Source organism: Armatimonadota bacterium (assembly GCA_017303935.1).
GTDB lineage: Bacteria > Armatimonadota > Fimbriimonadia > Fimbriimonadales > Fimbriimonadaceae > JAFLBD01.
This window is the reverse complement of the sequence record JAFLBD010000002.1, coordinates 623,990-649,831: the sequence shown is the minus strand read 5'-3', so window position 1 is coordinate 649,831 and position 25,842 is coordinate 623,990. Positions and strand designations below refer to the sequence as shown.

Annotated in this window: 22 protein-coding genes and 2 tRNA genes; 16 read left to right on the top strand and 8 right to left on the bottom strand. The window is 52.8% G+C overall.

All coding sequences use genetic code 11. The features are described from left to right. Positions 1-45 precede the first annotated feature (45 nt). From J0L72_07615 to sufD, 6 genes are all read left to right on the top strand, one after another. Positions 46-1,764 (top strand): PAS domain-containing protein, encoded by a 1,719-nt coding sequence (locus J0L72_07615; protein MBN8690646.1) that lies wholly within the window; start codon positions 46-48, stop codon positions 1,762-1,764. Between the two features lie 88 nt (positions 1,765-1,852). Next, positions 1,853-2,815: a 6-phosphofructokinase gene (pfkA, locus tag J0L72_07610; protein MBN8690645.1), complete on the top strand. Its 963-nt coding sequence runs from the start codon at positions 1,853-1,855 to the stop codon at positions 2,813-2,815. Continuing rightward, on the top strand, positions 2,812-3,750 hold the full coding sequence (locus J0L72_07605) for a 1-phosphofructokinase family hexose kinase (protein MBN8690644.1): 939 nt from the start codon (positions 2,812-2,814) through the stop codon (positions 3,748-3,750). Before pfkA ends, J0L72_07605 begins: the two co-directional genes overlap by 4 nt. A 5-nt stretch (positions 3,751-3,755) precedes the next feature. Further along, the gene (locus J0L72_07600; GenBank protein ID MBN8690643.1) at positions 3,756-4,235 is read left to right on the top strand and encodes a hypothetical protein; all 480 of its coding nucleotides are present in this window, start codon (positions 3,756-3,758) and stop codon (positions 4,233-4,235) included. Positions 4,236-4,331: 96 nt separating this feature from the next. Then, positions 4,332-5,090 carry a Fe-S cluster assembly ATPase SufC gene (sufC, locus tag J0L72_07595; GenBank protein MBN8690642.1) on the top strand — a complete coding sequence of 253 codons (759 nt, stop codon included), beginning with the start codon at positions 4,332-4,334 and terminating at the stop codon, positions 5,088-5,090. Positions 5,091-5,096: 6 nt separating this feature from the next. After that, a complete protein-coding gene (gene sufD, locus J0L72_07590; GenBank protein ID MBN8690641.1) occupies positions 5,097-6,410 on the top strand; it encodes a Fe-S cluster assembly protein SufD in 1,314 nt (437 codons plus the stop codon). Here sufD and J0L72_07585 read toward each other — a convergent pair. Together J0L72_07585 and J0L72_07580 are read right to left on the bottom strand one after the other, a co-directional pair. Then, positions 6,407-10,132 (bottom strand): DNA polymerase III subunit alpha, encoded by a 3,726-nt coding sequence (locus J0L72_07585; protein MBN8690640.1) that lies wholly within the window; start codon positions 10,130-10,132, stop codon positions 6,407-6,409. The two genes, sufD and J0L72_07585, sit on opposite strands and share 4 nt — an antisense overlap. Then, complete coding sequence (locus J0L72_07580) at positions 10,119-11,291, bottom strand: hypothetical protein (protein MBN8690639.1); 1,173 nt, start codon at positions 11,289-11,291, stop codon at positions 10,119-10,121. The genes J0L72_07585 and J0L72_07580 overlap by 14 nt, the downstream gene beginning before the upstream one ends. An 81-nt stretch (positions 11,292-11,372) precedes the next feature. Here J0L72_07580 and J0L72_07575 point away from each other — a divergent pair, with 81 nt between their 5' ends. The 4 genes from J0L72_07575 to J0L72_07560 are packed head-to-tail and all read left to right on the top strand — an operon-like array spanning position 11,373 to position 15,939. After that, on the top strand, positions 11,373-11,954 hold the full coding sequence (locus J0L72_07575) for an SOS response-associated peptidase (protein ID MBN8690638.1): 582 nt from the start codon (positions 11,373-11,375) through the stop codon (positions 11,952-11,954). 29 nt (positions 11,955-11,983) lie between these two features. Then, a complete protein-coding gene (locus J0L72_07570) occupies positions 11,984-12,277 on the top strand; it encodes a metal-sensitive transcriptional regulator (protein ID MBN8690637.1) in 294 nt (97 codons plus the stop codon). A 16-nt stretch (positions 12,278-12,293) separates the two neighbouring features. Continuing rightward, a complete protein-coding gene (gene cadA / locus J0L72_07565; protein ID MBN8690636.1) occupies positions 12,294-14,387 on the top strand; it encodes a cadmium-translocating P-type ATPase in 2,094 nt (697 codons plus the stop codon). A gap of 25 nt (positions 14,388-14,412) precedes the next feature. Continuing rightward, positions 14,413-15,939: an aldehyde dehydrogenase family protein gene (locus J0L72_07560; GenBank protein ID MBN8690635.1), complete on the top strand. Its 1,527-nt coding sequence runs from the start codon at positions 14,413-14,415 to the stop codon at positions 15,937-15,939. A gap of 51 nt (positions 15,940-15,990) precedes the next feature. Here the strand turns inward: J0L72_07560 and J0L72_07555 are convergent, their stop codons facing one another. Continuing rightward, positions 15,991-16,461 carry a DinB family protein gene (locus tag J0L72_07555; GenBank protein MBN8690634.1) on the bottom strand — a complete coding sequence of 157 codons (471 nt, stop codon included), beginning with the start codon at positions 16,459-16,461 and terminating at the stop codon, positions 15,991-15,993. Between the two features lie 123 nt (positions 16,462-16,584). On the opposite strand from J0L72_07555, the gene asnB reads away from it, so the two are divergent. Continuing rightward, positions 16,585-18,537 (top strand): asparagine synthase (glutamine-hydrolyzing), encoded by a 1,953-nt coding sequence (asnB, locus tag J0L72_07550; protein ID MBN8690633.1) that lies wholly within the window; start codon positions 16,585-16,587, stop codon positions 18,535-18,537. On the opposite strand, the gene J0L72_07545 is transcribed toward asnB, so the two are convergent. After that, positions 18,521-18,922, bottom strand: a complete 402-nt coding sequence (locus tag J0L72_07545; protein MBN8690632.1) for a nuclear transport factor 2 family protein — start codon at positions 18,920-18,922, stop codon at positions 18,521-18,523. The two genes, asnB and J0L72_07545, sit on opposite strands and share 17 nt — an antisense overlap. A 117-nt stretch (positions 18,923-19,039) precedes the next feature. Here J0L72_07545 and J0L72_07540 point away from each other — a divergent pair, with 117 nt between their 5' ends. Then, positions 19,040-20,077: an ornithine cyclodeaminase gene (locus tag J0L72_07540; protein ID MBN8690631.1), complete on the top strand. Its 1,038-nt coding sequence runs from the start codon at positions 19,040-19,042 to the stop codon at positions 20,075-20,077. Here J0L72_07540 and J0L72_07535 read toward each other — a convergent pair. Further along, positions 20,070-20,846 carry a dienelactone hydrolase family protein gene (locus J0L72_07535; GenBank protein ID MBN8690630.1) on the bottom strand — a complete coding sequence of 259 codons (777 nt, stop codon included), beginning with the start codon at positions 20,844-20,846 and terminating at the stop codon, positions 20,070-20,072. The genes J0L72_07540 and J0L72_07535 overlap by 8 nt on opposite strands. A gap of 50 nt (positions 20,847-20,896) precedes the next feature. On the opposite strand from J0L72_07535, the gene J0L72_07530 reads away from it, so the two are divergent. Beyond that, positions 20,897-20,971 (top strand) — tRNA-Val (locus tag J0L72_07530). Positions 20,972-21,317: 346 nt separating this feature from the next. On the opposite strand, the gene J0L72_07525 is transcribed toward J0L72_07530, so the two are convergent. After that, positions 21,318-21,917, bottom strand: a complete 600-nt coding sequence (locus tag J0L72_07525) for a hypothetical protein (GenBank protein ID MBN8690629.1) — start codon at positions 21,915-21,917, stop codon at positions 21,318-21,320. Positions 21,918-22,008: 91 nt separating this feature from the next. Beyond that, on the bottom strand, positions 22,009-22,290 hold the full coding sequence (locus tag J0L72_07520; GenBank protein MBN8690628.1) for a thioredoxin family protein: 282 nt from the start codon (positions 22,288-22,290) through the stop codon (positions 22,009-22,011). 236 nt (positions 22,291-22,526) lie between these two features. Between J0L72_07520 and J0L72_07515 the strand changes: the two genes are divergently transcribed. The 3 genes from J0L72_07515 to J0L72_07505 all read left to right on the top strand — a co-directional run bounded on the left by J0L72_07515 (position 22,527) and on the right by J0L72_07505 (position 25,212). Beyond that, a tRNA-Val gene (locus J0L72_07515) sits at positions 22,527-22,601 on the top strand. A 92-nt stretch (positions 22,602-22,693) separates the two neighbouring features. Then, positions 22,694-23,668 (top strand): tyrosine-type recombinase/integrase, encoded by a 975-nt coding sequence (locus J0L72_07510; protein MBN8690627.1) that lies wholly within the window; start codon positions 22,694-22,696, stop codon positions 23,666-23,668. Positions 23,669-23,820: 152 nt separating this feature from the next. Next, positions 23,821-25,212 carry an FAD-dependent thymidylate synthase gene (locus J0L72_07505; protein MBN8690626.1) on the top strand — a complete coding sequence of 464 codons (1,392 nt, stop codon included), beginning with the start codon at positions 23,821-23,823 and terminating at the stop codon, positions 25,210-25,212. Here J0L72_07505 and J0L72_07500 read toward each other — a convergent pair. Next, positions 25,187-25,726: a hypothetical protein gene (locus J0L72_07500; protein MBN8690625.1), complete on the bottom strand. Its 540-nt coding sequence runs from the start codon at positions 25,724-25,726 to the stop codon at positions 25,187-25,189. The two genes, J0L72_07505 and J0L72_07500, sit on opposite strands and share 26 nt — an antisense overlap. Positions 25,727-25,842: the final 116 nt, after the last annotated feature.

Sequence of the window (25,842 nt, the reverse complement as noted above, 5' to 3'; positions counted from 1 at the left end):
AGCGCCTCGCTCCCGGAGGATTTTTTGAGCGCGGATAGCCAACTGATGAACGAAGAAGAACTTTCTAAACTGAAAGCCGAGAACGAAGCCTTAAAGCAACAAGTCGAAGAACTTCGCGGCAAGCTCGAAAACGCAGATTCCCGAAACCGAGCGCAGGCAGCAGAAGCGAAAGTTGGCAGCGACACTCCTGTCGACATCACGCCAATTCAAGAGGGCGAAGCAACTCTTCGAAGGCTCGTTCAACGAATTGCGATGATCCTTCAAGCCGAAAAGATCGTGATCATGTTCCACGATCGCGAAGCAGGTGAACTCAAGGCAATCCCTCCAGCGTTCGGCGTTGAAGAAGAACGACTTCCCTTCTTCCGCGTAAAAGCAACCCAAGGTATTTCCGGCCAAGTTTTCCGAGATTCGGAACCAATGATCTTCCACGATGCGGTCGCCGATGATCGCACGATCCAAGATCACGTCACTTTATTGCACGTCACCAATGGTGTGACCGTACCTCTGGTCATCGAGAAGCGGGACGAAGAAAACCGCGTCACAGACAGAACAACCATCGGCGTTCTGCACGCGTTTAACAAGCGACACAACGAAGATTTTAACGACGAAGACGTTCGGCTCCTGGAGCGAATGGCACGAAACGTTGGTTCGATTATCGCCAACCTCCAGCTGTACCGAGAAGTGGTCGAAGAGCGAGAAGAACTCCTCCAGACTCTCGAATCGCTTAGCGCCGGCTTGGTGCTCGTTACCAGCGACGGACGCATCAGCCAAATGAACAATTCGGCTCGCGCCATTTTTGGAGCGGAGACTTCCCCAATTGGCAAGCCATACGCCGAGATCATGCCGCAAGCAGAAATCGCCGAGTTGTTCACACGTGCAAACGCTGGCGGCGAGGGTGGCACCTCGGAAGTCACCGTCTCGCTTGCGAATTCCGAACGGATTTATCAGCTCAACGGTGCGCAAGTGAAGTACGAAGATGGACGCGATCTTGGTGTTGTGCTCATCTTGAACGATATCACCGACCTTAAGAACATCGAAAAGATGAAGTCGAGCTTCGTGGCGATGGCGTCGCACGAACTTCGAACGCCGCTCACCGCAATCAAGGGCTTCTCCAGCACCCTGCTCGATGGCATCGACGATGACATGTTTGGCAAGGACGAACAGAAGGAGTTCTTGACTATCGTGGTTGGCGAATGCGACCGACTTCGACGATTGATTGACGACTTGTTGAACACCAGCCGAATCGAAGCTGGTGAGTCCCTCAAGCCGGACTATAGCGAATTCCCGCTTGTCGAACAGCTCGATAAGGTGTTGAAGGTTCAGCAACAGGCAACCAACAAGCACACCTTGAAGGCGAACTTCACCGGCGAATTGCCAGCGACGATTATCGGCGACCGAGACAAGTTCGACCAGATTCTCACGAACCTGATGAACAACGCGATCAAGTACGCGCCAAACGGTGGCGACATCACGTTGCACGCACTCGTCGAGGATGGATTCGTCAAGATCGGCGTACAAGACCAGGGCCTCGGTATTCCAAAGGATCACCTTGCGAAGGTTTTCGAAATGTTCCACCGTGTGGACAACGACGACAACCGAAAGATTTATGGAACCGGTTTGGGTCTGTTCTTGGTTCGCAATCTCGTCGAGAAGGTTCACATGGGCCGAATCTGGTGCGAGTCTGAAGTCGGCGTAGGTTCGACATTCTGGTTCACCGTTCCGGTCCGAATCGACATCGAAGAAGCCAAGAAACTCAATTCGTAGATTCTGGTTCAACCCAAAAGTTCGCCCTCGGCTGTATTGTCGAGGGCGATCTGCTTTTTGGGCCTGCTAAGATCATAATGTATGAAGCATGAAGCGCATAGCCGTAATCACTAGTGGTGGTGACTCACCAGGAATGAACGCCGCCATTCGAGGAACGGTTCGCGCAGCCATCGGTCGAGGTGCCAGCGTGGTTGGCTTCTATCACGGCTATGAAGGCGTGATTGGAATGGAGTACATCGAACTCGAATCCAAGAGCGTCGGCGGCATCATTTCGCAAGGCGGCACGATCTTGCGCACTGCCCGGAGCAAAGAATTCCGCACGATGGAAGGCCGGAAGAAGGCGTTCGATAACCTCACTTCTCTCGGAATCGAAGGCTTGGTTGTGATTGGCGGGGACGGTTCGCTGACTGGTGCAAAGGCGCTTTACGAAGAGTTTGGATTTCCGGTCATGGGCGTGCCAGGCTCGATTGACAACGACATCAGTGGCACCGATTTCTCCATCGGGTTCGACACAGCCGTCAATGGTGCGCTGGGAGCGATTGACCGCGTGCGAGATACCGCCTATTCCCACGAACGCGTATTCGTGATCGAGGTGATGGGGCGACACAACGGATTTATCGCTTTGGAATCCGGCTTGGCTGGTGGCGCCGAGGCAGTGATCATTCCAGAAATCCCATACTCGCTCTTTGAGATTTGCGAAAGCCTGAAAGAAATGCACGAAAAGGGCAAACGATCGAGCTTGATCATCGTCGCTGAAGGTGCATTGCGAGCAAATGAAGTGCGTGACTTCATCGAAAAGAACACCGGTTTCGAAGCGCGCTATCTTGTGCTCGGGCACATGCAACGTGGCGGTAGCCCGACAGCTTTTGACCGAGTGCTCGCTCTCCGACTAGGCACCCACGCGGCCAACCGGCTGATGAGTGGATTCTCTGGGGAGATGGTCGGTGTGGATGGTAACCAGCTTGTGAGTCACCCGCTGAACTATGTCCTCAGCACCGAGCGCACCATCGATCCTGAAAAGCTGCTCCTCGTCGAAGTCATGGCCCGATGATTCTTACTGTCACACTCAATCCGTGCCTGGATCAGCAGTTGTTTGTAGAAAAACTGCTTGTCGGCGACACCAATCGCGTGGTGAGCACCCAAGCCGATGCCGGCGGCAAAGGCGTGAATCTCAGCCGGGTGGCGGGTGCACTAGGTGCCCAGACAACAGCCATCGGCTTTCTGGGTGGGAGCATTGCTTCACGATACCAATCGCTGCTCACCGACGCCTGCATCACGCTGAAGATGACGACTATCAGCGGAGAAACGCGCACGAACTATTCGATCGAAACGAATGACGGTACGCCGCCGACAACCTTCAACTCCTCTGGCCCCATGATCTCGGAAGAAGAGTGGTCGGCGCTTAAATCGAGCCTAACTGCTTTAGCGGCAAAGGCGAAATGGGTTTGTCTTTGCGGCTCGGTCCCGCCTGGTATCGACAAAGGCGCCTATGCAGAACTCGGCAAGATTGCTCGTTCGGCAGGCGCAAAACTTCTCATCGACGCTGATGGAGAAGTATTGACGAAAGGAATGACGGCTGTGCCCGACATGATCAAGCCCAATCGGCACGAAGCTGAACGGCTTTTGGGCAGAGAGCTCAATTCAGAATCAGATCTTAGCGCAGCAATTTTGGAACTGGAGTCGAAGCTAGCTCCTGGAGGAATCGCGCTCATCAGCTTAGGTGATGATGGAGCGATCTGCTGTTTCGAAGGCAAAATCTATCGCGGTTATTCGCCTGATATCGAACCGGTGAGTTCTATTGGTGCAGGAGACTCGATGCTTGGGGGTTTCTTAGCCGCGCTAACGAGGGGGCTATCAGTGCCAGATTCTCTTCAATGGGGGCTTGCTGCTGGCGCAGCGACTGCGACCACCGACGGCTCTCGAATCGGCTCTGCGAGTACCATCGAACTGTTGTTCGACGACGCTAGGGTGGAACAGGTTAATTAACAGCCATGCACGAACCAGGAAGCGACAAGCGATTCGCACTCAAATTCCGACAGTGGGAAAAGGTCGGCGAAGGTCTTCGCGATTCGGACAGAGGACAAAAATGCTGGGTTCAATTGCGGCGAAGAGAGTCTTTTGAAAATCCCGTCGCTGAATGTGATTCGTTTGCCGAAGAAATCGGAGCAAAGCCATTGAGCGATCGCTGGGCGGAAGTGGATTCGTACACCGCGGAAAACCTGCTCGTTCGACTTCTGGGAAAGTCGCTCACGACCAACTATTGGTTCATGGAACCGATCGAAGCGCGCGCCACGGCGGAGCACTTGCTCGACACTTTTCAGATGCCGCGCCAAGTTTTCACAAACGTTTTGAGCATCGACGAGAACGGCCTAACAGGCTGGAATTCGCTTACGGATTTGACCTTTGACGCCGGACTTGTGATCATGGACGAGCACTGGGCGGGATTGATTCTTGTTGGCGAAGCACGGTAGTCAACAACAAATCTTGAGTCCGAGACGTAGCAAAAGGTATCATTCTATACAAAGTAATAGAGTTTCCGGCGAGGCTCGCCAACAAAGCTGACTGACATGATCGAAATCAAAAATCTTCACGCAAATGTCGAGGACAAACAGATCCTCAAGGGTATCGACCTCAAGATCAATCCGGGCGAAGTTCACGCCATCATGGGGCCAAACGGCTCTGGTAAATCGACCCTCGCCAACATCATCGCTGGTCGTGACGACTACGAAGTCACCGAAGGTCAGGTCTTGTTTGAAGGCGAAGACATTTTGGAACTGGCTGTTGATGAGCGAGCTGTTCGAGGTCTTTTCCTCGCGTTCCAGTATCCGGTCGAAATTCCAGGCGTCTCGAACGCCTACTTCCTCCGCGCCGCTCTGAACGCCGTGCGAAAGCAACGCGGTGAAGAAGAAATCGATGCCCTGAAGTTCATGAACTTTGTGAAGGACAAGGCGAAGCAGCTTGGACTGGATTCCGCTATGCTCTCTCGAAGCGTCAACGAAGGATTCTCCGGTGGCGAAAAAAAGCGCAATGAGGTGTTTCAAATGGCTGTTCTCGAACCGAAGTTCTCCGTTTTGGACGAAACCGATTCTGGACTGGACATTGACGCACTCAAGGTGGTTGCCGATGGCGTAAACGCCCTCCGAGGACCAGAGCGCTCATTCTTGGTGGTGACCCACTATCAGCGGCTCCTGAACTACATCGTGCCTGACTTTGTCCACGTTCTGGTGAATGGCAGAATCGTGAAATCGGGCGGTAAGGAACTCGCTCACGAACTTGAAGCCAAGGGATACGGCTGGATCGAAGAAGAACTGGCTGCAAAGGCGTAACCTACCATGAGCTCAGGAACAATCACTCCTATGATTTTGGAAGGAATTTACGCCTCGATGGACGCCATCCCAGGCATCCGACAGCTCCGTGAAGCGGCGTTGGAACGCGCGAATACGCTCGGTTTTCCAACGACCAACGACGAAGAATACAAGTACACCTCGCTTCGATCAGTTTCGGAAACAAAGTGGAATCAGGGCGGAGGAATTGACCAGTTTGACTTCGCTTCGCACCCGTTGTTTGGATTTGATCAATACCGAGTCGTGTTCGTTAACGGGCAGTATTCTGCGGAACTCTCGGATCATGCCGGGCTTTCGGTCGAACTTCTTTCGCAATCGACGAAGGGCCAAGCTCTGGTGGGCACACTCGCTCGAATTGACGAGGCAAAGTTCACGGTAGCGGCGCATTTAGGGCGACTGAGCAAGCCTGGTGCAGACGTTTTTGCATCATCAAACACCGCTTCATTCTCGGAAGGTCTATTTCTTGGGCTCGCTAGCAATGAGAAGCTAGATAAGCCGGTTCACGTCGTCTTCATCTCTTCTGGAGCGAATTCGGCGAGCTTTCCAAGGCTCGTGATCAATGCCGAATCTGGTTCAGAAGCAGAGTTGATTGAGACCTATCTCTCTGCCGATGACGACAGCCACCTCACGATCCCAGTCACCGAGATTTTTGTGGCACCAAACGCGGTGATCGAACATGTGCGCGTTTGTGCAGAATCCCTGAAAACGACAACGCTGGGTCTGGTTGAAGTCAAGCAAGAGTCTGACTCGACTTACCGATCGTACAATGTGGTTTTTGGTTCGGCGATTGCTCGAAACGTGATTAACATCTTCATTGACGGATCGAACGCGCACACTAGGTTTGATGGTGTCGTCGCTCTTTCGGGCGATCAACATGTGGACAATCGAACTCGGTTGGATCACGTCAAGCCCCATTGCGAGAGCTTTGAGGTTTACAAACACCTTCTCAGCGATCATTCTCGTGCCGTTTTCAACGGCAAGATTTTTGTCCATCAGGACGCGCAAAAGACGGACGCAAAGCAAACAAACAAGACTTTGTTGCTCTCGCCGAACGCCGAAATTGATACCAAGCCACAGCTGGAGATCTTTGCGGACGACGTCAAATGCACCCACGGGGCAACCATTGGGCATCTGCGAGAAGATGCACTGTTCTATCTGAAGAGTCGTGGCATCGGGGATGCAGAAGCAAGGGCGATTTTGGTTTATGCGTTTGCAGCAGAAGTTCTGGAATTGATCGAGTGCGAAGGCGCAAAGCAAGCTCTGGAATCGATGCTTTTCAGCAAGCTGAATCCGGGCCGCTAAGCTAATTTTGGCGTAGTATTCCCTCCCATCAAGAAGTCACCGTTCCTCACGGGGAGTTGGTGGATTCTGTCACGCAACAACATTGGGCGATATGGGATCACCCGTGACGCCAAAAACGCCGTGTGTCCATCTCTGTTTTGAGATTCTCCGAATAGAGTGACATACGGCGCGGTGACGATTGCCTTGCCGCATTCCTGATAAACGCGATCAAAGCAGGTCACATTCAGTAGGCCGGTTTCGTCCTCGAGGTCGAAGAACACCACTCGCTTTCCACTTGGTGTCGGTGGAAACCTAAGCCGGATTGGATTGCCCACCACAATCGCTGGCACCCCAGGAGTGAGTCTACGCGCCTCCTGCGTGGTGACTGCCTTTCCTGCAATCCGTGGCCGCTCGAAAGCCATCAGGTGTGCATCAACATCCATACACAAGACCATCCGCTCATAGGCTGCCCTCTCCTGTTCATCCATATCTGCCAGGTGGGTGTGCAGTTCTGGCTCCGGAATGAGCATCGGCAACATTGGATTCTCGCCGCCACCTTGAAGAGATTTTGAATATTGATATGCGCTTGGCACCGCCCAGAGTAGTGCCCTACGATGAGTACAAAAGCAATCAAATGCTCCCGCAAGAATCAATTGTTCTAGCTCATCGCGGTTCGGCTGAACTTGATGTACAAAATCAAAGAAGCTACTGAATGCCGCCCTTTTCTGCGACTTCGGCAATGGCTGCGTCGCTGTTTTCACGCGAGTGTTGAACCTAAGCGGAGCACTGTGAAAAGGCTGCTGGTCTTGATCCTCACCAGAATCCACTAATTTTTCATGAATTTCTTCGATTTTTCTTTTCGTGCCCTTTGAAAGACCTTGAATCTGGTGAAATCCGATCCGAATGCTACCTCCAGGGACAATGAGCCCAGATTCTTCACAGCGAGTTTCATCAACAATGAACCCAAGACTACTACTGTTCACGCATGGACGGGCAAAACTCACCCCACGCGATCTCGCCTCGTTAGCGATCGTGCACGGCCCGTAATATCCTGCTGGCTGAGCATTCAATAACGCAGCGAAATACTCAGCGGGATGATTCTGCATGAGGTGGACACAGCGCACGGAAATTTCTGCAAATGCCAGCGCGTGCCCTTGAGCAAATCCGTATCCTTTGAACCCAGCGACGTAGTCAAAAACTTGCTCAGCGATGGCGACCGAGTGTCCGTTTGACAGCACGCGTTCGATGATTTTTTCCTTGATCATCTGGCCAAAGTCTTCTCTTCGCCGCTTGTGAATCGAATCGCGGATGTCTTCGGCCTCGCCAGAACTGCACCCACAGAACTCTTGCAATAGCTGATCGACCTGCTCTTGGAACACGATGATGCCGTAGGTGTGGCCTAGAATTTCTTCTAATTTTGGGTGTAAAAAGCTATACGGCTTTGAACCTGAGCGACGAGCGATCAGTTCATTCATCTTCACAGCGCCACCAACCCCTGGCCGGATTCCAGCTTGGACCAAAGAAGCGTCCTCAAGATTTTGGGTTTTAAGGCGGACATGTGCTTGCCTCATTGCCGGCGAGGCGGACTGTGGAATACCGATCAGCTCTCCGCTCCGAAAGGCACGATATGCCTCTTCATCTTCCAAAGTGACCTTGCTGACATCAAAGTCTTGGTCTTTGACAGTCACTTTGTCGTGAATATCGCTTAGAACGTCCTGGCCACGAAGACAAAGGATATCGAATTTATCGAAGGCGACTTTTGATGAGCGCTTGTCCCATTGGATAATCCTCAGGAATTTATCGCTATTTTCCGCTATTTTTGAAGACCCTGCTCCGCCCCATTGTACAGGCACGGTCTCTGCGATGGGCTGTGAACTGATCACCACCCCAGAAGAATGGCTGCGGATGTTTCTCGGAACGTCCATCAGCCTCTCAGCGAGGCGAATGACCCATCGAAATCGTTCAATAGGAATATGATGTTCGCGCAATTCTGGGCGATTTTGTAGCGCTTGTTCGATCTTATCCGGGGCAACTCCACCATGAATTTTCTTTGCAAGAAATCCTATGAGGTGATCAGGAATTCCAAACACCTTTCCAACTTCGCGCACAATTCCTCGCGAGCAATAGGCACCAAAAGCGCAAACCGTCGCGACCCTCTCAACACCATATTTCTGGGTCAGATAACCACGAACATCGTCACGACGCCTAGCTTCAAAATCGATGTCAATATCTGGTCGCTTGTTTCCATCAGAGGGTAGAAACCGATCGAAATGCAAGTTGTGTTGAATGGCATCGATCCGGGAGAAACCGAGGACATAGGCTAGCGCACTATCCACCACCGAGCCCCGACCGCTCAACTGGATCCCTTGCTCTTTTGACCAGCGAACCATATCAAAGGCAACCAGAAAATGTGTCGAAAATCCCAGCGAAATAACTCGCTCTAGCTCATAACCGAGCCTTGAATCTATTTTTCGAGTAATTTTTTTGTACGCCGAAAATTTGTTGATGTCAATGATCTCTCGCAGGGCTAATGCGTCGTCTGGGAACAATGGCGGCAGGCTTGTACGACCAGGCAGAACATCTAGATCGCAATTTTCGGATATTTTTCGCGCATTTTCTATCAGATCGATTCTATCGTGAAACAACGTTGACATTTCGTGCTCAGTTTTTAGGAACCGTTCCGCATTGATAGCACGAATAGGAACGGGTGGAATCTGCGGTTGCTGGTCGGAGCGAGTTGGCTTCCTTCCGATCACTTCGTCGATCAAGCACAAAGTGTCTGCACAAACGAGCACATCCTGCGCAATGAACTGATCCCGGCGAGCATGGGTTACGACTCCTCCGGCAACTGCGAGAACCCCTTTTTCAGTGGCCAATTCAAGCAGCAACTTTTCAACCTTTCTCTGCCAAGGAAGATGGCTTCGCTCGATCTCAACGAACACGTTCGATGAGCCATAGATTCCAATCAGCCGGTCGAGTATCTCTGCGGCATCAGCGTAGTCTTTGCGAGCAAGCCTGCGATCGATCGGCCCAAGATCACCCCCAGTCAGGCAGATCAAATCGAGGCTGTGTTTCGCCAAACGATTCCAATTCGCTAAGGGAAAAAGCCGCTCTTCACTCAGATGACATTCCGTAGCAAGAAGGCTGAGGCACCGATATCCGCGCTTGCTTTTCGCGATCAACACAATCCACCCACCTTCTTCAAGCTCGACACTCATGCCGATCAAGGGCTGAATCCCATTGCGCTTACAAGCCTTTGAAAATTCAATCGCCCCGGCCAGACTGAACTGATCGACTATGGCGGCAGCCGAGCAGCCTCCCAAGGCGCACAGAGTCGCAATCTCCTCAGCAAGCATCACCGAGCGACCAAACGTGTAGCCTGAAAGGCAATGCAGAGCGACATAGCCCTGGTTCCGCAGTGGCGTGCTGCTCCCTGCTCCTGTGATGACAGACCAGGCTGTTTCTTTTTGGGCGGCTTGAAGCTCGTAGTACTGCGGAGGAAGTTGGCCACATGCCGCCGCTACTTTCTCGTCTCGAATTTTCCGCTCACGGAGATTCCATTCCTCCTTGTGATTTTCTGGTGATTTATTTTGATTTTTTGAGAAACTCAGTCCCAAGCTCTTAGAGGTCTTGACGATCTCTCGCTTTTCGCCAGAAATTCGCGTAAATTCTTTGTAAGGTTCAAACTCCCACCACTTTCCGGCCTCTCTCCATTTGGCGATCACAGGATCAGTGCCAGCCATACACCTCTCTCCAAGCAGACAACACTTTGCTTCTGCGCTCTTGAGGCATCTCACTGGCGCGTTCAATCACCTTGTCTCCAAATACTTGCTGCAAACTTTGAACAGCCGAATGCACGCTTCGAACCCGCTCCCGACGCGATTTCATGCCTTCAAGACCCATTTGAATCCCATCACTAGGTTCAACTTCTGTGGCGATCAGCCGAATTCGCTCTACAGGATGCTCTGGGAATTTTTGAGTCATCAGCTTGATCGCGCAACGAACAGTCAGTGGATGGAAGAACGATTTGATAAACGACCGACTGATTCTTCTTCGCCCGCCATTGGCAAACTCATACACCAAAGTGAGTTGCCGACCACAAAGCCCCTTTGCCTCTAGCTGGCCTCCCAGTTGATCCCCCAAAAGGCAAACAAGATTCCAAAATTCCTCCCAGTTTTCTGGTGCTCCATCGAACTGCTTGGAGACAGCAATCGCATTCTTGGGATAGCGCGGATGGACCACAGCGTCCCCCATTCCTCGCGCTGCATCAAAAACTGAATGCCCGATTTCACCAAACTGCTGAAGCAACACATTCCGGTCGATTTCTGCCACTTCACCAACCTTGCGATAACCTAAAAAGGTGAGTTGTGACCGAATCTCAGGCGGAATTTCAGATAGCATCGCAGTCGGTTCGTGAGCCACAAACATCTGAGGAGAGAAGTACGCCAGCTTATCTGCATCATTGCGCTTTGCGGCAAGTTCTGCCACCCAGCGACACTGCGAAACACCCACGACAACGCTAAGTTCCAGCATCTTTTCAAGAGCCCGGCGCAAAAGAGATAAAACCTCGCTGGGTCTGGGATGACTGCTCAAATCCAAGAATGCTTCATGAGGCAACCTTGGCTCAATGACATCAGTGAATTTGGCGCAGACATTCAGCCATGTTTCTCTTGAGCGCTCAAATTCATCCTGACGAAACTCGATGATTTCTCCACCGCCATCCAGAACGGTCTTGGTCTCACCTTCAGACATCCCAACCAGGATTCCGCTCGCCAATGCCAAATCGTTGGCATCCAGCACGCGCCCCTCTCGCATCACCACTCGCGCGCAATCCGTCGGTTGCAATCGCTGCAACTCTCGGACATAAAACTGGTATATCGATACGTAGACAATATACTGCATATATGTCTACTATTATTATCATATCAGACCCAAAAGTGTATGGTCTTCCACACATTTTTTGAGAAAAGTTCAGAATGAGGCGTGTGCGCCAGATTCGGATTGATCGTCAGCCCTCATCAATTCCAGTTCCTTTTTGGGACTGAACTGCAATCAGACTTGGCTCGCGACGACCTGCGCCCGACGGACCAAGCCGAGATCATCACCACTCTGGGATCGGCGGTGCCGATGCGATGGGGGCTCATTCCGTATTGGGCAGACGATCCCAAAGTCGGCGTGCGAGCTTTCAACGCCAGAAGCGAAACGGTCACCGAAAAGCCCACCTTCCGCGAGCCTTTCAAGCGGTCGAGGTGCCTTGTCCCTGCAAGCCACTTCTTTGAGTGGAGCGATAAACAGAAGATCAAGATCACGGTTCAAGGGCAACCCCTGATCGCCTTTGCCGGGCTGTACGACCAGTGGAACGGCATCAACAGTTTCACCATAATCACAACCGAGGCACAAGGCCGCATGGCAGAAATCCACGACCGAATGCCACTGATCCTCCCTCAGGAGCGATTTGAAGATTGGTTGATAGGGCCGTCACCAGAATCGCTCCTACATCCGATCGTTCACCCATTCGAGTTTGACCCCGAACCATCTGGCCCGCAACAAGCCAACCTGTTTTGACGTATACCCTATAGAGGTATATTGTCATTATGAACGAAGTCACAGCAAAGGCTCTAGACCGCCGTCTTGCCCGAGCCGAAGGGCAGATCGCTGGCATTAGGTCGATGATCAAGGACGGACGATACTGTGTAGACGTGCTCACTCAGCTCTCCGCTGCCAAAGCTGCGCTAGATCAAATCGGCGCAGAACTCGTGATCAGTCACATCGACTCTTGCATTATCGGGCACACCACAGACTCCGCCCACGATTGCGCCCAAGCGATGTCCCACGAAGACCTTGTGGACGAACTGAGAACCACTTTAACTCGCTTCATTCGTTCCTAATACCCCCGCCTAGTATATGTCTCATTTGGAAACAGAAATCAAGATCGAAGGCATGCACTGCGCCGCCTGTGTTGGTCGGGTCGAACGCGCACTTAAGAAGCTCCCCACTGTCGAATCCGCACAGGTCAACCTAACCGACAACACGGCTTTGGTCGTGCATTCGCCCGATCTCACTCCAGAACAAGTCGCTGAAACAGTCACAAAATCTGGCTACCCCGCCGAGGTTCTGAGCGACACTTCTGCGACTCCAGACCTCAGCCCAAGCACATCAAATTTGTTGATAGCAGGGGCATTCACCCTGCCGATTTTTCTACTTTCGATGTTCTGGCACCATCGCCCAGAGCCCATCAATTGGCTGCTCCTGGCGTTGTCTATTCCTGTTTATGCATGGTCCGGTCGTGAATTCTTTTCAGAGGCATACCAGCTTGCAAAGCAGCGGGCGAGCAGTATGGCCACACTGGTCGCATTAGGTTCAGCGGCGGCCTTCGCCATGAGCATTTATGGGCTAATCGCCTACGCAGGCAATTCCCATCATCAAAACGAGCATATCTATTTCGAAACCGGTGCCGTGATCATCACCTTGGTATTGCTCGGGAGATACCTCGAATCCTCCGCAAAGACACGCATGTCTGGTGCGATCAAAAAGTTGATTCAACTCGCTCCACCGATGGTGATCCGGGTTCAGGAAGATGGAACGGAAAATGAAGTCCCACTAGACCAGGTCAAAGTCGGAGATGCCCTCAAAATTCTGCCTGGTGCTTCCATTCCTGTGGATGGCGAGCTTGTCAGCGGTGCCTCATTTGTGAATGAAGCCATGCTCACGGGCGAATCAAACCTCATTGAAAAGCGAGTGGGCGACACGGTTTTTGCTGGAACACTCAACACCAATGGTAGCTTCGTGATGCGTGCCAATCTGGTTGGCAAGCAGACCCTTTTGGCAGGCATCATCCGCGCGGTGCGCAGAGCGCAGTCGAGCAAGGCACCCATTCAGAATCTCGCAGATAAAGTCTCGAGCGTCTTTGTCCCATCGATCATCGCTCTCTCGATCCTGACCGCGTTGGTGAGCATAGCGACTGGAGTTCCAATCGAGGGCGCGCTGATCCGCGCTGTGGCCGTGCTCGTCATCGCATGCCCTTGCGCTCTGGGTTTGGCCACACCAACAGCATTGATCGTCAGCACCGGACGTGCAGCCGAACTTGGAATCCTGATCAAGGATGGCGAAGTCCTGGAGCGTGCCGCATCGACCAAAACCATCTTCTTCGACAAAACAGGCACGCTCACGGAAGGCCAACCACGGCTCACATCGCTGTCCGACGAAACGCATCTCCAAACGATTGTCAGCCTCGAAGCGATGAGCGAACATCCATTGGCGCGCGCGATCGTCACCTACGCCCAGGAGCGCGGCATTGAACCCAAACCCGTCGAAATGTTCGAGTCTATTCCTGGCAAAGGCGTGTCCGGAACCGTCGATGGAACCAAATTCTCCGTTGTCTCGAAACGCGACACGGAGCATGAAGTCACGACCAGCGCTCTCTTGGACGAAGTCGGCAACGAGCTGGCATCGATGACGTTTGAAGACTCAATCCGCTCAGAAGCGCATCAAGCTGTTTCTAAGCTCAATGCGATCGGTATCGCCACCACCATGATCACTGGCGACAACCAGAAAATCGCGGACCGAGTTGCTGCCGAAATCAAGATCAAGCATGCGTTTGCGAGCAAGTCGCCTTCCGAGAAGCTGAGCATTGTGCGAGAGAGTCAAGGCGCCTCAGGCTTTGTCGGCGATGGAATCAATGACGCACCAGCATTGGCTCAAGCCGACATCGGTTTTGCGCTATCGGGCGGTTCTGGCGTCGCTCTCGAAACCGCAGGAGTCACGCTGATGCGAAACGACTTGCGGCTCGTTCCCACCACCATCCTGCTTGCACGATCAACCGTCAAAACCATCAAGTCCAACCTCGTCTGGGCGTTTTGTTACAACGTGCTGATGATCCCGCTGGCGATGGTCGGCAAACTCAATCCGATGGCGGCGGCGGCAGCGATGGCGCTATCCAGCGTGACCGTTGTATTGAACTCCTTGCGGCTCCGCAGGTTCAAAAACAGCGACTTTTGAGTTCAAAACCAGGTACAAATCAAGCATGAGTCCACAACTCCTTTCCACCCACGCAGAGATCATTTCACGGCTGATTCCAAACCTCGCCAGCTTTGAAGGAACCGATCTCGTGGTGACCACACCCGTGGATGGCTCAACCATCGCCAACCTAAAATTTGATACTGTCGATCAGGTCAATGCGAAGATTGATCTCTCCGTCAAGGCGTTTAACGAATGGCGCGTGATTCCAGGACCACGGCGCGGTGAACTGGTGCGGCTCTTCGGCGAAAAGCTCCGCGAGAAGAAGGAAGACCTCGCCATGCTCGTCACATTGGAGTGCGGCAAGATCCTCGAAGAAGGCCGCGGCGAAGTCCAGGAGATGATCGACATTTGCGACTACGCCGTTGGGCTCAGTCGCCAACTCTACGGCCTCACAATCGCCAGTGAACGAAAGGACCACGTGATGCAAGAAAACTGGCTGCCTCTCGGTCCGGTCGGCATCATTTCTGCATTCAATTTCCCTGTCGCTGTTTGGGCTTGGAACGCATGCTTGGCACTCGTTTGCGGCGATTCGTGCCTCTGGAAGCCGAGCGAGAAGACCCCGCTGACAGCACTCGCATCGCAAGCGATTCTCGATGAAGTTCTGGCTGATTTTGCCGACGCTCCGAAGGGATTGAGTCAGGTGATTCTTGGCGCGGTCGAACAAGGCAACGCGCTCGTCGAGAGCACCAAGGTTCCTTTGATCAGCGCGACCGGTTCTACTCGTATGGGCAGAACGGTCGGACCAAAAGTTGCGGCCAGATTTGGTCGATCACTTCTCGAACTCGGCGGCAACAACGCCATGATCATCACGCCTTCAGCCGATTTGGACGTTGCGATTCCAAGCATCCTGTTCGGTTCGGTCGGCACAGCGGGACAACGCTGCACGACCACCCGGCGCGTGATTTGCCACCGCTCGCTCGTGGACAAAGTTTTTGCCACGCTCAAGAAAGCTTACTTGCAGATTGGAGAGACTAAAATCGGTAATCCGTTGAATGCCGGCACGTTGGTCGGCCCGCTCATTGACGGCGCGGCATTCGACATGATGCAATCTGCGCTCGGCCGAGTAAAAGCAGAAGCCACCGAGATCGTGGGCGGTCACCGAGTATTGGACAGCGAATATCCTGGCGGATACTACGTGCATCCAGCGCTGGTTTTGCTACCAAAACAATCGGAAACAATCTTTGAAGAGACGTTCGCGCCGATCACATATCTGTTCCCTTACGACACGCTGGAAGAAGCGATGCAGGTTCACAATGAGGTTCCGCAAGGCCTCAGTTCCACGATCATGACAACTGACGTCCGGGACGCAGAGTATTTCAAGCGCCACAGCGATTGCGGAATCGCGAACGTGAACATTGGCACCAGCGGCGCAGAGATTGGCGGCGCATTCGGTGGCGAGAAGGAAACCGGAGGTGGACGAGAATCCGGTTCAGATAGCTGGCGCGCTTACATGCGACGGCAAACCAGCACGACCTTTTTTGGTCGAGAAAAGCCAGCCCTCGCCCAAGGAATCAAGTTCGACTTGGACTAATCGTCAGACACAAAAAAACGGCCAGGCATCCGCCTGGCCGTTTTGCGTTTATCAGAACATATCTTTGTCGCCGAGCAGCGTTTGGATATAGCAAATCTGGCCGCAGTGGTAATCCATATTCCACTTGTGCATCCCCATGATCTGCAAGATAGTCCACGGCTCAGGACCAAAAAATTGCATGGTTTCTTCGAGAGCTTCATCGGGCATCGCTCGAATGGCCGCCGCTGTCAACGCAGTTGAGGCTTGCAGAGCTTCGCTCGCCTTCTCCAAGGTGTCCAGCTCTTCCTTCGCAGCCTTGAACCGCGCCATGCTTTCCTCGTCGAACTTCGGAGTTTCGCGTGTTTCCAAAATGTTTGGAATGAACCTGCCGATCACCGCGCACTCTGCAACCTGATCCAACGCGTTGCGTGCCGTGTCGGCGGGTTGCCAAGTCAACTTGTCTGCTGGCAATCGTCCTGCTTGTCGGATCAGCTCACTCGCCGACTTCTCGGTCCCTTGTGCAAGAAATTCTTGAACTTTCATCACCTTGAGTTTATCACTGCCAAAAACCTCAGAGTGTCTGTAAGGTTTCCTCTAATGAAAACCTAACAAATTCCCGAGATTTGACATAGCGGTCACCTATTGCGACCTGTTGGCGAAAGAGATATGTGCGGAATTGGCGGAATTCTAGATTTCAGGTTGGATCGGCGAGAGCTAGGCAATGCGCTTGCCCGAATGAACAAGGCCACCGAGCACCGCGGGCCCGATGGATCTGGCATTCAGCAATGGGAGCACCACAACCTGGGTTTCTGCCACCAGAGGCTCTCAATCATCGACCTCAGAGATGTCGCAAGCCAGCCAATGACCTCTTCCTGCGGACGCTTTTCGATCACGTTCAACGGTGAGATTTACAATTTTCAAGACCTAAAGGTCTATCTCGGCCCTAGGCTAGAGCAACTTAGGTCGTCTTCGGATACTGAAGTGCTCCTGGAGCTGATCGCCGAAATCGGTGTTGATGCCGCCGTCCAAAAGCTGAACGGAATGTTTGCCTTCGCCGTTTGGGATCATGAAGATCAATCCCTGACCTTGGTCCGCGACCGGGTGGGCGTCAAACCCCTCATCTACGCACCGCTTCCAAATGGTGGGGTGGTCTTTGCGAGCGAGCTCAGTGCCATCACCGCATCCGGTCTAATCGAGCCAGAACTAGACCTCAACTCTGTTGCCAACTATCTCCGATTCTTGCACGTTCCAGCTCCACACACAATTTGCAAGGGAGTCTACAAACTTCCTGCCGGCACGACAGTGCGATTCGGTCCTGGAATATCGGATCAGCAACCTGTGCCGTACTGGTCTTTGGACGATGTCATCTCGCAGAGACAAGTCCCCATGACCTTTCATCAGTCCGTGAGTGAACTTGATCAGCTCCTGCGCGATTCGGTTTCGCGGCGGATGATTTCCGATGTGCCAATTGGCAGTTTTCTTAGCGCGGGGATCGACTCGACTGCAGTGACCGCGATCATGTCGCAGGTGTCGACCACTCCGGTGAGTACGTTTACGATGGGCTTCGACGTCGAGGGGTTCAGCGAGGCTGCCGCCGCTCGCCGCATTGCAGAGCACCTAGGAACCGACCATCACGAGCACATTGTTACCGCAAACCAAGCACTCGACCTGATTCCGACGATGGCGACAGTCTACGACGAACCGTTTGCTGATCCTTCCCAAATCCCGACATACCTCGTTTCAAAGTTTGCAAAGCAGAAAATCACGGTCGCGTTGTCTGGCGACGGTGGTGATGAACTGTTTGGCGGATATCCGATCTATTACGCCAGCCGAAAATTCTGGAATCTGGCGCGTAACCTGCCATATCCAGTTCGGTCGCTCGCAGGTTCAGCCTTTGGTGCGCTCAACCCACAAGCGATGAACAAGTTCGGCCAAGCAGTGCCCGGATTACCTCGCGACTTGGGGAATAAGCTCCACAAGCTTGGCGCGATGATGCGAAAGCGCGGCGAACTTGAATCTCATGCGTCGCTCGTGAGCCGTTGGCTTCATCCCGAATCAATTCTCTGTTCCGAAACGCAATCACATTCCGAATTCGACGATCCAGCACTGATGAACAGCGGCATGGACCCAACGGAACGGCTAATGTATCTGACGACAAAGCTCCAACTGCCGGATCAGATGCTCACTAAAGTCGATCGAGCCAGCATGCGAAACGGTCTCGAAGTCCGCGACCCGCTCCTCGACTATCGGGTGCTTCAGTTCGCCTGGCAAATGCCTTTTGAACACAAGATTCAGGGAATGACCGGCAAGCGAGTGTTGCGCAAACTCGTTTCCCAATACGTACCGGACGAGCTGATGAACCAGCCCAAATGGGGATTCAGTCCGCCTCTGGATGACTGGCTTCGTGGCCCGCTACGGCCATGGGTCGAAGAGTTGCTCTGCGTTCATAACCTCGAATCAACTGGCATCTTCGATCCAAAACCAGTCCGAAAGGTGTGGGAAGATCATCATGCTGGCAGGCGAAATGCTCAGCTTCAGGTGTGGCCGATCATCATGCTACAGGCATGGCTGCAACAACAATCCAGCGTCGCCGCAGAATCCATTAAGCTGGCAGCGTAACCTGGCGCACCCATTCCGGGACGTTGTAATACGATGTCACCCGGCAGATTTTGCCGTCTTTCGCCTCAAAAATTGCGGCCGCGCGGATGGAGTACTTTTGTCCGTGCGCCTCTGGAAAGTTGCCATCTTTCTTGAGATATTCACCGCTGCAGGTGAATTCGGCGCATCCGCGATTCTGGCTCACCATCACTTCTAGATCGGTGATCTGTTCTAGATAGTGCACGTCCATCGTCTGCTTGAATTTCTGAAACGCATCCTTGCCAACTTCCGCGCCACCTTGATTGATTTCGTGGACAACATCCTCCGTCATCAGGGCGAGTGTGGCGTCCAAGTCGTGGCGATTAAAGGCATCAAAATAGGCTCGAATGAGGGCTTCAATAGTCATGGTTTAGAACTCCCTCAGTGTATCTGACCCTGTAGAAGAATGCTGGGATTTAGCACCGAGGGGTTCCGTAAATGGGTTTCCAAATTCCATAATAGAGCTATGCCGAATTCAACCCAAATCACCCGCTACATCGATGTTCAAGCCATGAGTGCTTTGGTCCAGCGGGTCGGTTTGCGCTCCATGATTCGGCAGCTGGTCGAAGATCTTCGCACCGACTTTTTGAACTGGAACGACTTCGAAAAATCCCCCCGCACTGCCAACCACTGCGCTTTGGGAGTTCTCGAATTGATGCCGATTTCAAACTCGGAGCTGTTCTCCTTTAAGTATGTGAATGGCCATCCGAAGAACCCGCAACAGGGATTAAGCACTGTGATGGCGTTCGGCGCGCTCGCCAAGATGAGCACCGGATATCCGATGTTGATCTCGGAGATGACCATCCTGACCGCTATCCGAACCGCGGCGACTTCAGTACTTGCGGCCAGCGTTTTGGCCCGCCCAGATTCCCGCGTGATGGCAATGATCGGCAATGGCGCCCAATCCGAATTCCAATTGATCGCGTTCCACGAGATGCTCGGCGTCTCCGAATTTCGGCTCTACGACGTCGACCCTGAAGCCACTGCAAAGCTGATGCGCAACATGGGTCACCACCCCGAACTGAAGCTGACCGTTTGCAATTCTGCCGCCGAAGCGGCGGCTGGCGCAGACATCATCACGACTTGTACCGCCGACAAAACCAACGCCACGATCTTGACGGATTCCATGATTCAGCCTGGCGTCCACATCAACGGAATTGGTGGAGATTGCCCGGGGAAAACCGAGCTAGAAGCAGCGATTTTGAACCGCGCCACGGTCGTTGTCGAGTTCGAACCTCAGAGCCGGATCGAAGGCGAGCTACAACAGATGCCCGCCGATTTTGAGGTGACCGAGCTTTGGCGGATTTTGGATGGAGAAGTTCCCGGACGAAATTCCGCCGACGAAATCACGCTGTTCGATAGTGTCGGATTCGCTCTTGAAGACTTTTCCGCGCTCCGAATGATCGAGAGATTAGCCCGGCAACAACCTGACCTGGGTCAAACACTCGAAATCATGCCGAAAATGTCCGATGTGAAGGACCTCTTCGGCATGATCGAACCCGTTCCGGCTACGATTATTTGAACAGACGAGCGAAGAATGCGCGCATCTGAATAAAGCTGGCTTTGTCAGCCGCTTCGTTATAGGCTGCGCCCTTTGAATTGTCGTTCCCGGCTTCCTTCTGGGTGAAGGAGTGCACCGCGCCCGCATATTCGATGAACGTGAACTTCTTCTTCGCGGCCTTCATTTCCGCCTTGAAGGCTTCGACGTCTTTCTTCGGCACGAACGGATCGTCGGCGCCATGAAGCACCATCACTTCCGCTCGAATATGAGCCGCATCTTGAGGATTCGGGTTATCCAGCCCGCCATGGAAGCTCACAACTCCCTTCACATTGGCCCCCGCACGAGCGAGTTCTAGCACGCCAGTTCCACCGAAGCAATATCCAATCGCGCCCAATTTGCCTTGATCTACCTTCGGCTGGGCCTTGAGTTGGTCGAGACCAGCCATCAAATTCCGGCGAAACAGCGCGCGATCGTTCTTATAAAATCCGGCGTATTCTCCGCGCTCGGCAGGATCGGTGGGCCGTATGCCTTTGCCGTAGATATCCACGCAAAAGGCGACATAGCCGAGATCAGCAAGCTGCCGTGCACGCATCTTTTCGTAATCGGTCAATCCACCCCATTGGTGCACGATCAAAACTCCCGGCAGCTTGCCCGTAAATCTCGAGTCGTACGCCACATAACCTTGATAAGTCTCTCCTGCGACCTTGTAGTCCACATCTTTTGCCACAATTGCCGCCTGCGCGAGCCCCGACAGAAGTGCGGCACTTGCCACCATCAACCAATGTCCCATGCCCCTATTCTACGCACATAATCGGCCTGAGGTAGCCTCTCATTCTCCGTGGTCGGTTAGCTCAGCGGTAGAGCACTTCGTTCACACTGAAGGGGTCGCAGGTTCTAATCCTATATCGACCACCATCACAGAACTTCGCGCTCATCGTGAGGTGCATGAAGACGTCCGAACTCGGGTTAGGGGCGCCGGCAACGATGACCAGAAGTCCAAGTCCGAGGCAGAGTTTTATAACATTATCTTAACAAAGTCGTTCGGGGAAAGTCTGGGGACTTTTCTCGCCGCGCCCTCGAGCACGAGTCCGCGCCCGTCCCCAAATCCCCACCAAAACCAGCCACGCCCAGCACACCTCGCGCAACGTCCGAATGAGGCAACCCAACGGTAACGCGCTGTCGCCACCCAGTGCCACCGAGAGCCCAGATGAGACGCCAACACCACGATAGTCATGCTTTCATGATAGAGTTTTCAACCGAACTATTCTTTCTTGAGCCGCATGAGAGCGGTGCCAGCCAACACAGTGCCTCCGGCGCCCGCATCCGCCGGATTCGGCATGCTGCTTGTAAACATAAGGAGCTTGGGATCAGACGCTGGAGCAAGGGTCACCAGTTTCGTCTGCGCCGACACCAAGAAGTCCGTGATCAGTTCGTTCCGAACAGCCCCTTGGCGGCCGGTTTCGGCCTCCTTGAGCAGTCTGGCCTTTTCTTCTTCAATCGGCTTGCCGTTCAAGGTCGTGTAGTTCAGCGTTACAGTGTTCTGGCTGACCGTCCAAGTCCCTCCGACATCCGTGCGTTGGGCCAGAAAGTGGAACTCAAAAGTCCCGCCGGCCTTAAACTCATAGACCTCGGTGATCGGGCCAGAAGTCGACTCTTCTTCTTGTTGATTCGCGATGGACGAAACACCGAGTTGTTGCGCGAAACTAGGGTCAATGTAGTCACGCGTCGTCCAAGACCCCACCAAGAACTGATCAATGGGGGTCGCTCCCATCGTTGGAGCAGAGTCTCCCATACGGACAAACTTAGGCTCGGGAGCCGACGGAGCGCAGCCCGCCAAGACGACCAAAAGCAAAGGAAACAACTTGGTTTTTATGGCACTCTGGTAACAACTGTACCAGGCAAAAGCACAGAAAGGGGCGGTCCGAAGCCTTACTTTTTCACAGCCCACCTCGTCAATACTCTTTGACCTTAGCCGCGACTTGGTGGTCGCCGGTTTCCAGCCAGCCCATATCCTGATTATGCAGGAGCTTCCCTTTCCCGTCCAGCACAAAGAGGTGCGGGAACCCTTTGCGCTCGGGGAACTTCGCAAGAACCTTTTCGTTCTTGTTCTCAGGGCCATAGTTCACCTTCACGATCACAGAGTCACGCTGGAGCATCTTCGCGATTTCGGCACCTTCCTTGAAGAGCTTGTCGAGTTTGTGGCACCAGTCGCACCAGTTCCCGCCAAAATCCACGAGTACCCGTTTTTTTTTCGGACTTTGCTTTCATGATCCCGGCCGCGAAATTGGCGGCGGCATCGCGCGAAGGGTCAAAATTCTGCTCCGTTTTGGCCGTTTGGGCCATCGCTCCGGCAATCGCCAGCAATCCAACGAGAGTCAGTGTGTGGGTTGCATGGGCGGAGATAACCCCCTCGTTGCCCCACACCTGGCTCAATCCCCTTTTCCCGACTCGTGTCATAATGACGGAGTCTGGTCGGTTAGCTCAGCGGTAGAGCACTTCGTTCACACCGAAGGGGTCGTAGGTTCAAATCCTATACCGACCACCATGTTCTTCTAGGCTGAATCGTTCTCGATTCAAGTTCAGCACTTCGTTCAAGGTTTCGGCATTCCACCGACCACCAAAACGAGACCTAGAAACTTGCAAACAGCACTTCGTTCACTCAATTCCGATTCCAATATTGGGATCAACGATCTTCGCCGCTTCATCAAAGGATGGATTTTAGACGGGGAATACCGTCAACTCAGCCCCAGAACGTTAGAGCTTCGCCGCCACTTCCTCAACAAACTGGTTTGGTGGCTCGAAAACGAGGGCTTCGAGAGTTGCGGAACTTTCGAGATTCGGGCCTTCATCGGCTACGTTTCCAATGGGCACCTATCCGAAGCGGGCCGTTGGGGAAATCCTGCCCTCAAGACCGCCGTCAAGAGTCGAACCGTGAAGGACGTTCACGGGGCACTAAGAACCTTCTTTCGTTTTCTCGTGGCAGAGGGCTATATTCCTGGTTCACCGATGGAAGGACTACGGCCCCCAATTCATCGGCCCGACCAAATTCAGCCGTTCACCGAAGAACAGGTTCAAGCCTTGCTCAAAGCTTCAAAGGCAAGTCAGCAACCGAAAAGGGATGAAGCTCTACTACTCTTCATGATAGATTCTGGGGTTCGAGTGAGCGAGCTTTGCGAACTTGATTTCCAGGACGTGGATATAGTCAATCGAAAGGCCATCGTTCGGGGCAAAGGGAACAAGCATCGTGCGATCTACTTCAGCCGGGAAACCGGAAGGGTTCTTTGGCGATACCTTCGAGAACGCGAATTGGAACCAGAATCACCTCTTTTCGAGTCGAAACGGGGCGAACGATTGACTCGGTATGGAGTACGCCAAATTTTGGAACGGTTGGGCGAAACCTCCAAGATTGAGGCCGTCCGGTGCTCCCCGCATACCATGCGTCACACCTTCGCCGTGATGTTCCTTCGGGCCGGGGCAAGCGTGTTCACGCTGAAGGAAATGTTGGGTCACACCGACCTAGCCATGACGAACCGCTATGTGACCCTAGCCCAAGCCGACATCCAGAACCAACACCGACAGTTCAGCCCCGTCCAGGCTCTGAAGAGACGGTAGAACATGTAGTAACAGGTTGATCAGAAGGCTCCGATTGTAGAATCTTTGCTTAAATCAGGTACTAGAGAGCACTGTCCTTTCCCGCATGGATCACCCGACATCACCTTAAGTAGACATGCTTCTACTTAAGGTATGCTCCATGAGGTTCAGATATGAAAGCAACTCTTGTATCATTACGGCAGTCTGAGTCTGCACGCCTTGCAGGTGCGCCTCAACTCACGCCGGAGCTTCTTGCGGCAAGTGGTGCTCGGTATTCACGGAACAACGAAGGACTTGAAGCTATTCTCTCCAAGGTCGATCCTGAAAATCCGGATAAGTCAGTTGATTCTATTTTCAAGATGATCGACTATGGGCATCAGTCCATTGCAGACATGGTGCCAGTCTCAATCTTCATTGACGAAATTTCCATTTGGCTTGCTTATCTTATCTGGTCTCAATGTCCGACAGCGGGTGGGCAAGAATCTTCTACTCGATATGTCAAATTATCATCTGATGGGGTAGTTTCTCCAGACCTATTTGGAGTTCCTGATGCCGAGGTCTCCAAATGGAAAGAATTTCTTGAAGGAGCATTCCACTTCTACACAGAAGCACTTCAATTTTGGGAGAGAGTTGCAGAGGAAAGACCCGAAGTGATGCGAATACCTCAAAGCTTGCTAGACGATCCTACGGAAAAGGCTCAGAAGCAAGTTGCGCGAATGCGACGAAACTTCGCTTTTGATAGGTCACGTTATTTTCTCCCAGTCTGTGCCCTTACAAACATGATGCTAGTCATGTCTGCTAGGGGTTGGGTGCAACTTTGCCAATATTTACACTCCCACTATCATCCGGAAGCCCGTATCCTCGGACGGCTTGTTACCGAACAGCTACGTCTTGAAGCACCGCGTTTGATCAAGCACGCCAAAGAACAACCTGAGACGGTTGCTGGACTCAAGGAGGAATTCGATAGCTACTCAATGCTGTGCACCGCTCGCGAGGCAAGACGGTTTGATCCTCAGGCAACTTCTCGTGCTGAGGTCCAGTTATTGCCTCCTCCGGGAGCCACTGATGATCTGCTAAGCAATTCCTTTAGACATCATAGCCATCGATACGCGTATATTGCGGAACCGCTTCGATCAACACTTATTCGATTTGGCTGGGAAGCAGTCTCCATTGCTGAAATTAGGGACCTGAACCGTCATCGCACAGGCACGAAATACTGCCCAGCTGTGCCGATTGGCTTCTACTTGGCCCAAGATGAAGCACAACGCTTGGGCCTAGAATTGCCGAGTTCTTTCTACGACTTCGGCCAAGAACGTCTCTTTGAAACACGGCGAAAACTCGCTGACCGCGAAACCAGCTATTCTTCACTACTACTTCTTGGCCATGAATTTGAGTTCTGGCACTCTACAACCTTCGATAAATACGTTTACGAGGTTGAATTGAGAACCGGAACGGGTGCTCATTACAGATATGCCAAGCACCTCATTGCATCTGTTGACCAACTCAGTCTGAAGTTCCCAAAGACGGGCAAAATGATCGCTATTGGCTCAGCTGAACCCGAGTAGTTTCTGCACTCTTTATGTACGCAGTGACGTCGTATAGCATTGTGGCTTGGCTGCCAGTAGAATAGAGAGGGTTGTACTTCAGCGGGACCAAATACGTCAATCGAATTCTGCGCTCACGCAAGGCGTAAAGCGCGCTTCCAACAAATGCCAGCTTCGTGTTCATAGCCGCAATGGTAAGGTTCTTGTCGGCGTAGGCGGGACACTTGACTTCAAGTGACTGATAAGTATCGTCGATTGAGTCCGCGCTGAAAGTAACCTCCTCCACTAGTGGAACCTGTATGCGTTGTCGCAGGTAGTCCACCACACCCTCACTAACCGTACCTGCCCCCAGTATTGTAGATGTCCCCTTTGCTTCGCTACTTATCGCCAAAATGGAAGGTTCAACAACTTCGATCAGTTGAAACAGTCGCTCAGGCTCGTGACCAGCGAGAGCGATTAGAACCTTTTCTCTCTCGGGCAGGAACATCCCAGGATAACCCAAAATGCTCCGAGTGGCAAATACACCCTTTGACAACCACCTGTCTCCATCAGATAATCCCGGACGCGTAGTCGCGTATCCATCTGGATCGTCTGCGGGTCGTGTATAAAGAATGTTAACCGACGTTATTGAATCCCTTCTGACGGATAACG

Excerpts from the sequence above, each read along its gene's own strand:
- J0L72_07545 (MBN8690632.1), bottom strand. The coding sequence starts at position 18,922 with ATGACTATTGAAGCCCTCATTCGAGCCTATTTTGATGCCTTTAATCGC.
- cadA (MBN8690636.1), top strand. The coding sequence starts at position 12,294 with ATGTCTCATTTGGAAACAGAAATCAAGATCGAAGGCATGCACTGCGCC.
- asnB (MBN8690633.1), top strand. The coding sequence starts at position 16,585 with ATGTGCGGAATTGGCGGAATTCTAGATTTCAGGTTGGATCGGCGAGAG.
- J0L72_07555 (MBN8690634.1), bottom strand. The coding sequence starts at position 16,461 with ATGAAAGTTCAAGAATTTCTTGCACAAGGGACCGAGAAGTCGGCGAGT.
- J0L72_07560 (MBN8690635.1), top strand. The coding sequence starts at position 14,413 with ATGAGTCCACAACTCCTTTCCACCCACGCAGAGATCATTTCACGGCTG.
- J0L72_07615 (MBN8690646.1), top strand. The coding sequence starts at position 46 with ATGAACGAAGAAGAACTTTCTAAACTGAAAGCCGAGAACGAAGCCTTA.
- J0L72_07600 (MBN8690643.1), top strand. The coding sequence starts at position 3,756 with ATGCACGAACCAGGAAGCGACAAGCGATTCGCACTCAAATTCCGACAG.
- J0L72_07535 (MBN8690630.1), bottom strand. The coding sequence starts at position 20,846 with ATGGGACATTGGTTGATGGTGGCAAGTGCCGCACTTCTGTCGGGGCTC.
- pfkA (MBN8690645.1), top strand. The coding sequence starts at position 1,853 with ATGAAGCGCATAGCCGTAATCACTAGTGGTGGTGACTCACCAGGAATG.
- J0L72_07585 (MBN8690640.1), bottom strand. The coding sequence starts at position 10,132 with ATGGCTGGCACTGATCCTGTGATCGCCAAATGGAGAGAGGCCGGAAAG.
- J0L72_07605 (MBN8690644.1), top strand. The coding sequence starts at position 2,812 with ATGATTCTTACTGTCACACTCAATCCGTGCCTGGATCAGCAGTTGTTT.
- sufC (MBN8690642.1), top strand. The coding sequence starts at position 4,332 with ATGATCGAAATCAAAAATCTTCACGCAAATGTCGAGGACAAACAGATC.
- J0L72_07580 (MBN8690639.1), bottom strand. The coding sequence starts at position 11,291 with ATGCAGTATATTGTCTACGTATCGATATACCAGTTTTATGTCCGAGAG.
- sufD (MBN8690641.1), top strand. The coding sequence starts at position 5,097 with ATGAGCTCAGGAACAATCACTCCTATGATTTTGGAAGGAATTTACGCC.
- J0L72_07505 (MBN8690626.1), top strand. The coding sequence starts at position 23,821 with ATGAAAGCAACTCTTGTATCATTACGGCAGTCTGAGTCTGCACGCCTT.
- J0L72_07570 (MBN8690637.1), top strand. The coding sequence starts at position 11,984 with ATGAACGAAGTCACAGCAAAGGCTCTAGACCGCCGTCTTGCCCGAGCC.